The following is a 7074-nucleotide window of genomic DNA, read 5'->3' as shown; positions in this document are numbered from 1 at the left end:
CGGGCCGGCGGGCGAGGCGCCCGGACCTCCCCCCGGCGGCCAGGATCCGCCAGGGGCGCCGCGAGAGGGTCGAGCCGGTGCGCGCCCCGGGCCCGACCCGGGGCCTCTCGCCGCCAGCCCCGGGAACGGCCTCTCAGGCGGCGGCGTCCTGGAGGGCCTGCCAGACGCGGTGGGGGGTGGCGGGCATGTCGAAACGCGCGACCCCGCGCGGCGCGAGGGCGTCCAGAATCGCGTTCATCACCGCGGGAAGGGCGCCGATCGTGCCGGCCTCGCCCACGCCCTTGGCGCCCAGCTCGTTGGTCGGGGAGGGGATCTCGAGGTTGTCGAGCGCCGTCGCGCCCGGCAGCAGGTCCGCCCGCGGCATGTAGTAGTCCATGAAGGTCGCGGTCAGGAACTGGCCGTCCTCGTCATAGACGCAGCGCTCGCCGAAGACCTGGCCCAGGCCCTGCATCAGCCCGCCCCAGACCTGCCCGGCCACCAGCGTGCCGTTCACCACCACGCCGCAATCGTCGAGCGCGGCGTAGCGCTCGATCCGGGCGACGCCGGTCTCGGGGTCGATCTCGACCTCGGCCACATGCAGGCCGGAGGGGAAGTTGCGCGGGCTCGGCAGCTCGACCGTCGTGTCGAGCGCGCCGGGATGGGCGGCCGCGATCTCCATCAGACCCAGCGTGCGGTTCGAGGCGCGCGAGCGGAACGCGCCGTCCGCGTAGTCGAGGTCGTCGGGCGCGACGTCGAGCTCCCGCGCGGCGATCTCGCGGGCCTTTGCGACGGCCTGGCGCGAGCACTCGACCAGCACCGAGCCCTGGGACATCAGCGTGCGCGAGCCGAACGCGCCCGCGCCCTTGGTCGCCGGCCCGCTGTTGCGCTGCAGGCTGAGGCTGATCAGCGCCGGCTCGATCTCGAGGCGCTGGGCGACCAGCTCGGGGAACACCGTCTCATGGCCCTGGCCGGAGGCCACGGCGAGCTCATGCAGCAGCACCGTGCCGTCCGCCTCGAAGGTGATCGCCGCCTCGTCCGAAGGCAGCACCCCGCCCGAGGGCTCGACGAACAGCGCGCAGCCGATGCCGCGCAACAGGCCCGCGGCCTCGGCCTGCGCGCGACGGGCGGGAAACCCGTCCCAGTCCGAGAGGGCCAGCCCCTGCTCCAGCAGCCGGGGCAGGTCGCCGCTGTCGTAGGCGCTGGGCATCGGCGCGGTGGGGATCGGGTAGGGGTAGGCGTCGGCGGGGATCGCGTTCAGCCGGCGCAGGGCGACGCGGTCGAGGCCGGTCTGGCGCGCGGCCTCGTCCACCAGCCGCTCGACCGCGTAGGCCATTTCGGGCCGGGCGGCGCCGCGATAGGCGGCAAGCTGGGTCTTGTTGGTCACGCACAGGCGCACGCGCCCGTCGATGGCCGGGATCCGGTAGGCGCCGGTCGCCATCACGGCGGCGTTCATCACCGAGGTGAACGGCCCCGAAGTCCCGGGATGCGAGCCCAGATCGGCGATCCAGTCGTGGCTCAGCGCCAGGAACCGCCCCTCGGCGTCGAGCGCCAGCTCGGCCTCCATCACGATGCCGCGGCCCATGTAGTCGCTGACCATGGTCTCGGAGCGGGTCGAGAGCCATTTCACCGGCCGCCCGAGCATGCGCGAGGCGAGCGCGATGGCGAGGTATTCGGGATAGGCGTCGGCGCGCACGCCAAAGGCGCCGCCGACGTCCTGCGCGAAGACGCGGACCTGCTCGGGCGGCAGGCCGGTGGCGAAGACCAGCGCGTCGCGCAGGCCCTGCATGCCCTGGCTGGGCGCGTGCAGGTCGAGCACGCCGTCCGTCCAGGACACCACGGCGGCCTTGGGCTCCATCGGGTTGGGGACCACCCGCTCGGAGGTCATGGCCAGACGCACGCGGTGGGCGGCGGTCGCGAAGGCGGCGGCGACGGCCTCGGGGTCGCCGAAGCGATACTCGAACGGCCGGTTGCCGGGGATCGCGTCGTGCAGCTGGGGCGCGCCCTCGGCCAGCGCGCCGGCGGGGTCGATGACGGCGGGCAGGGGGTCGATCTCGACCTCGGCCAGTTCCAGCGCGTCGCGGCCCTGGGCGACGCTGTCGGCGATCACCACGGCCAGCGGCTCTCCGACGTGGCGGACGCGGTCATAGGCGAAGACGGCGGATTCGGGCGCCAGCAGCGGGCCGTCGAAGCCGGGGAAGGGCATGGCCGCCGCGGTCCGCCGCCAGCCCGCCGCGGCGATGTCGTCCTGAGTGAGGACGAGGCGCACCCCCGGCGCCTCGCGCGCCGCGTCGAGGGTCAGCGTCTCGATCCGGCCGTGGGCGTGATCCGAGCGCAGGAACACCGCGTGCAGCTGCCCGGGCAGCGAGACGTCGTCGGTGTAGCGCCCCTGGCCGGTGGTCAGCCGCGGATCCTCGCGTCGTCCCTGGTAGGTCATCGCCCGCCCTCTCCTCGCTGTTTTGGTCCGGACATATGAACCGGAACCGGGAGGCGAAGAAAGGCGCCCCGTGCGGGACCGGACGCAGGGTCGCGGGGGCGCGTCAGGCGCCCAGCATCGCCTCGACGGCCGCGCGGCGGGGCAGGGGAGCGACGGCGCCCCAGCCCTCGACCGAGAGGGAGGCCGCGGCGGAGGCGAAGCGGGCCGAGGCCTCGGCGTCGCCGGTCTCGAGCCAGCGGGTCAGGAAGGCGCCGTCGAAGCAGTCGCCGGCGCCGGTGGCGTCGACGGCCTCGGCCTTGCGGGCGGGGATCGAGACGCGGGTCTCAGCCGTGGCGACCATCACCCCCTCGGATCCCATCGTCAGGGCGACGACCCTTGCGCCGAGGTCGAGGTAGAAGTCGCAGATCGCCTCGGGCGCCTCCCGCCCGGTCAGCTTGCGCGCGTCGTCGAGGCCCGGCAGCGCGATGTCGACCCTGGCCATGGCGGCGTGGATGGTCTCGCGCGCGTCCTCCAGCGACCACAGGCGCAGGCGCAGGTTGGGGTCGTAGGAGACGGGGACGCCGGCGGCGCGGGCGGCCTCGATCGCCGCGAACCCCGCCTCGGCGGCGGAGGGGGAGATCGCCTGGCTGATGCCCGAGAGGTGCAGGCAGCGCGCCGCGCGGATCGCCGACAGCGGCAGGTCGGCCGGCGTCATCCGGGCGGCGGCCGAGCCGGCGCGGCGGTATTCGAATTCATGGCCCTCGGGTCCGTGGCGCACGAAATAGAGGCCGGTTGGCGCTTCGGGGTCCCGCGCCACGGCCGAGGCGTCGACTCCTTCGGCGGCCCACAGCCGGGCCAGGGCGTCGCCGAACCCGTCCGTGCCCAGCCGGCTCGCCACGCCCGAGCGGGCGCCGAGGCGGGCCGCCGCGATCGCCACATTGGACACGTCGCCGCCGAACCCCTCCAGCCACCGGCCGGGCTCGGTCTCGTTGAACTCGACCAGCGGTTCGCCGAGGCAGAGGAGGTCGAGGCCCATCACGCGGCCTCGCGCGCGGCGCGCACGGCGACGACGAGCCGGGCGGCGACCTCGCCGACCTCGGCGGCCGGGCGGCCGGGCTTGTAGAGGGCCGAGCCGATGCCCGCCCCGTCGGCGCCGGCCTCCATGAACTCGGCGAGGTTCGCCGCGCCCACGCCGCCCGTGACCACGATGCGGGCCGAGGCGGGCAGGACCGCGCGGATCGCCTTGATGAACTTCGGCGCGATGGCGTCGCCGGGGAAGATCTTCAGGCAGTCGGCGCCGGCGTCGAGCGCGGCGAAGGCCTCGGACGGGGTGAACACGCCGGGGCAGGAGATCATCCCCAGCCGCTTGGTCGCCCGCACCACCTCGGCGTTGAAGTTCGGCGAGACGACGATCCGCCCGCCGGCGTCGGCGGTGCGCTGCACCTGCTCGGGCGTCAGCACGGTGCCGGCGCCGATCAGGCAGGTATCGCCATGGGCCTCGGCGAGCTGGCGGATGGTGTCGTAGGGCTCGGGCGAGTTCAGCGGCGCCTCGAGGATCGAGAACCCGGCCGAAACCAGCGCGTCGCCGACGGGGCGGGCCTCGGGCGGGGCGATGCCGCGCAGGATGGCGAGCAGCGGCAGGCGGTCGAGCGCGGCGTCGAGGTCGATCATGTTGCGTCTCCGGTCAGGCGGGCCGCGCGGGCGAGGGCGTGGAGGCCGGCGGCGGCGATGTCGGGGGGCAGCGTCTGCGACTCGCGCCCCCACGCGGTCAGCGCGGTGGCGTAGCGGGCGGCGAGCGCGGCGTTGGCGATCAGGCGGACCGGGCCGGAGTCTGCCCCGGCGTTGGCCGCGATCTCGGCCCCGATCAGCAGGCCCGAGAGGAAGGGGCCGGTGCTGCCGGGGGAAAGCTCGGCGAACAGCGCCCGGGCGCGGATCGAGAAGAAGGCGCCCAGCAGGTCGCCCGGCGCCTCCAGCGCGCGGGCCGCCGCCAGCCCCTCGGCGAAGCCCGCCGCGTCCTCGGCCGCATCGGCGGGAGGCGAGAGCGTGTCGGCCAGGATCGTGTGGCGCGAGAGGGCGGCGTAAAGCTCCCCGGTCATCGAGGTGCGGAAGCCGGCGATGCGGCCCTCGCGGATCTCGACCCATTTGGAGTGGGTGCCGGGCAGCGCCACCGTGCCGCCCGAGAGGCCGGCGCCCACGACCTGCGTCTCCTCCCCGCGCATCACGTCGGGGCCGGAGGGGCCGCGGGCGGCGACGCCGGGGACGATCCAGGCGGGGCGGCCGGTCAGGTCGGCGATATCGGTCAGGTCGGCGGCCAGCTCCTCCGGGCCGACGCCCTGCGGGCCGATCTCGGCATAGGGCGCCTCGCGCCAGCCGGAGCGGGCGCCGATCATGCCCGACATCAGGACCGGGAGCGCCTCGGGCCAGCCGTGGACGGCCTCGGCGAAGGCCGCCGGAAAACCGCCCTCGGGCAGGGCGCGGATGCCGTGGGGGCTTTCGCGGTGGTCGCGCACCCCGCCCGCGTCGTCCAGCAGGTAGGCGCGCAGCGAGGAGGTGCCCCAGTCGAGGGCGATGAGGGTCGCGGGGCGGTGGGCGTCGGGCATCGGGGGTCGCTTCGCGCTCGGGTCGGTGGGGAGGGCCCCGGGCCTGACCCGGGGTCTCTCGCGGTCGATGGCCTGGCCCCCGCTGTGGGACGGGGGCCAGGCGGGGCGGCGCCCGGAGTCGAGGCGGGGCCGCCCGTGGCAAGGCCGCGATCCCGGGGGGGCGCGGCGAGGGATGAGCGCCGCGGCCCGAAACCCTGCCGGGGCGCGGCGTGGCGGGCGGCGCGAGGCCCCGGGTCAAGCCCGGGGGGCGCGCCTGTGGCGGAGGCGGCGGCGAGAGCGGCGCGCGCCTCAGTGGTTGTCGCGCGGCATCCCCTTGGAGGCGATGCGCTGGTATTTCACCGCCGGTTTCAGGACCATGCCGGCGCCGAGCTGGTCGACGCAGCCGCGCTGGATCTCCTGCCACGGGGTCTGGTGGTCGGGGTAGGCGTAGCCGCCCGCGGCCTCGAGGTCGGCCTTGCGCATCGCCCAGTCGGGCTCCGAGACCAGCGCGTCGACCGAGCCGGTGTTGAGGTCCACCCGCACCCGGTCCCCCGTGCGCAGCAGCGCCAGCGGCCCGTTCGCCGCCGCCTCGGGCGAGGCGTTGAGGATCGAGGGGGAGCCGGAGGTGCCCGACTGGCGGCCGTCGCCGATGCAGGGCAGCTCCCGGATGCCCTTCTTGAGCAGGTAGTCGGGGGCGCGCATGTTCACCACCTCGGCCGCGCCGGGATAGCCGATGGGGCCGGCGCCGCGCATGAACAGGATGCAGTCGGCGTCGATCTGCAAGGACGGGTCGTCGATGCGGTGGTGGTAGTCCTCGGGCCCGTCGAAGACGATGGCGCGGCCCACGAACGCCTCGGGGTCGTCGGGGTTCGAGAGATAGCGCGCCCGGAAGTCCGGCGAGATCGTCGAGGTCTTCATGATCGCGCTGTCGAACAGGTTGCCGCGCATCACCCGGAAGCCGGCGGCTTTCTGGATGGGGTTGTCGAAGCCGCGGATCACGTCGGCGTCCTCGGGCAGGCGGCCCTTGCAGTTCTCGCCGATGCTGCGCCCCGAGCAGGTGATCGCGCCCTCGCGGATCAGGCCCTTTTCCATCATCGCGCCGATCACGGCGGGGACGCCGCCGGCGCGGTGGAAATCCTCGGCCAGATATTCGCCCGCGGGCTGCAGGTTCACCAGCAGGGGGATGTTCCGGCCGATGCGCTCCCACTCCTGCAGGTCCAGCTCGACGCCCGCGTGGCGGGCGATGGCCGCGATGTGGATGGGGGCGTTGGTCGAGCCGCCGATCGCCGAGCTGACGGCGATGGCGTTCTCGAACGCCTCCCGGGTGAGGATGTCGGAGGGCTTGAGGTCCTCGCGCACCATGTCCACGATGCGCTTGCCGGTCTGGTAGGCGATCTGCGCCCGCTCACGATGCGGGGCGGGGATCGCGGCGCAGCCGGGGAGCGACATGCCGAGCGCCTCGGCCAGAGAGTTCATCGTGGTCGCGGTGCCCATCGTGTTGCACCACCCCGGCGAGGGGGCGGAGGCGGCGGCCATCTCCATGAACCCCTCGTAGTCGATCTCTCCGCGGGCCAGCATCTCGCGCGCCAGCCAGATGATCGAGCCGCTGCCCGCCCGCTTGCCCTTGTGCCAGCCGTTCAGCATCGGCCCGCCGGACAGCGCGATGGCGGGGATGTCCACCGTGGCGGCGGCCATCAGGCAGGCCGGGGTGGTCTTGTCGCAGCCGATGGTCAGAACCACGCCGTCGAGCGGATAGCCGTAGAGCACCTCGACCAGCCCGAGATAGGCGAGGTTGCGGTCGAGCGAGGCGGTGGGGCGCTTGCCGGTCTCCTGGATCGGGTGGACCGGGAACTCGATGCAGATGCCCCCCGCCTCGCGGATGCCCTCGCGGACGCGCCTGGCATGCTCCATCAGCGGGCGGTTGCAGGGGCTGAGGTCGGAGCCGGTCTGGGCGATGCCGATGATCGGCTTGCCCGACTGCAGCTCCTCGCGCGTGAGGCCGTAGTTCAGGTAGCGCTCGAGGTAGAGCGCGGTCATGCCCGGATCGTCGGGATTGTCGAACCAGGCGCGGGAGCGGAGCTTCTTGGGCGCTTCGGTCATGGG

5 protein-coding genes are annotated in these 7074 nt (G+C 74.4%); all 5 read right to left on the bottom strand.

The window, feature by feature from the left end; genetic code table 11:
* Positions 1 to 133 precede the first annotated feature (133 nt).
* The 5 genes from AAC134_RS05270 to AAC134_RS05250 all read right to left on the bottom strand — a co-directional run bounded on the left by AAC134_RS05270 (position 134) and on the right by AAC134_RS05250 (position 7071).
* Positions 134 to 2413, bottom strand: coding sequence for a xanthine dehydrogenase family protein molybdopterin-binding subunit (locus tag AAC134_RS05270; protein ID WP_339948013.1), 2280 nt, complete (start codon positions 2411 to 2413; stop codon positions 134 to 136).
* A gap of 103 nt (positions 2414 to 2516) precedes the next feature.
* A complete protein-coding gene (locus AAC134_RS05265; RefSeq protein ID WP_339948012.1) occupies positions 2517 to 3428 on the bottom strand; it encodes a sugar kinase in 912 nt (303 codons plus the stop codon).
* Entirely contained in the window at positions 3428 to 4063 is a 636-nt protein-coding gene (locus tag AAC134_RS05260) for a 2-dehydro-3-deoxy-6-phosphogalactonate aldolase (protein WP_339948011.1), read from the bottom strand. Before AAC134_RS05260 ends, AAC134_RS05265 begins: the two co-directional genes overlap by 1 nt.
* Positions 4060 to 4992: a 2-dehydro-3-deoxygalactonokinase gene (locus AAC134_RS05255; protein WP_339948010.1), complete on the bottom strand. Its 933-nt coding sequence runs from the start codon at positions 4990 to 4992 to the stop codon at positions 4060 to 4062. The genes AAC134_RS05260 and AAC134_RS05255 overlap by 4 nt, the downstream gene beginning before the upstream one ends.
* A 288-nt stretch (positions 4993 to 5280) precedes the next feature.
* Positions 5281 to 7071 (bottom strand): IlvD/Edd family dehydratase, encoded by a 1791-nt coding sequence (locus AAC134_RS05250; RefSeq protein ID WP_339948009.1) that lies wholly within the window; start codon positions 7069 to 7071, stop codon positions 5281 to 5283.
* Between the last annotated feature and the right edge of the window lie 3 nt (positions 7072 to 7074).

The sequence above is a fragment of the uncultured Albimonas sp. genome, from assembly GCF_963977235.1.
In the GTDB taxonomy this organism is placed as follows: Bacteria; Pseudomonadota; Alphaproteobacteria; order Rhodobacterales; family Rhodobacteraceae; genus Albimonas.
This window is presented reverse-complemented; position numbering and strand designations above follow the sequence as displayed.

Excerpts from the sequence above, each read along its gene's own strand:
- AAC134_RS05250 (WP_339948009.1), bottom strand. The coding sequence starts at position 7,071 with ATGACCGAAGCGCCCAAGAAGCTCCGCTCCCGCGCCTGGTTCGACAAT.
- AAC134_RS05270 (WP_339948013.1), bottom strand. The coding sequence starts at position 2,413 with ATGACCTACCAGGGACGACGCGAGGATCCGCGGCTGACCACCGGCCAG.
- AAC134_RS05260 (WP_339948011.1), bottom strand. The coding sequence starts at position 4,063 with ATGATCGACCTCGACGCCGCGCTCGACCGCCTGCCGCTGCTCGCCATC.
- AAC134_RS05255 (WP_339948010.1), bottom strand. The coding sequence starts at position 4,992 with ATGCCCGACGCCCACCGCCCCGCGACCCTCATCGCCCTCGACTGGGGC.
- AAC134_RS05265 (WP_339948012.1), bottom strand. The coding sequence starts at position 3,428 with ATGGGCCTCGACCTCCTCTGCCTCGGCGAACCGCTGGTCGAGTTCAAC.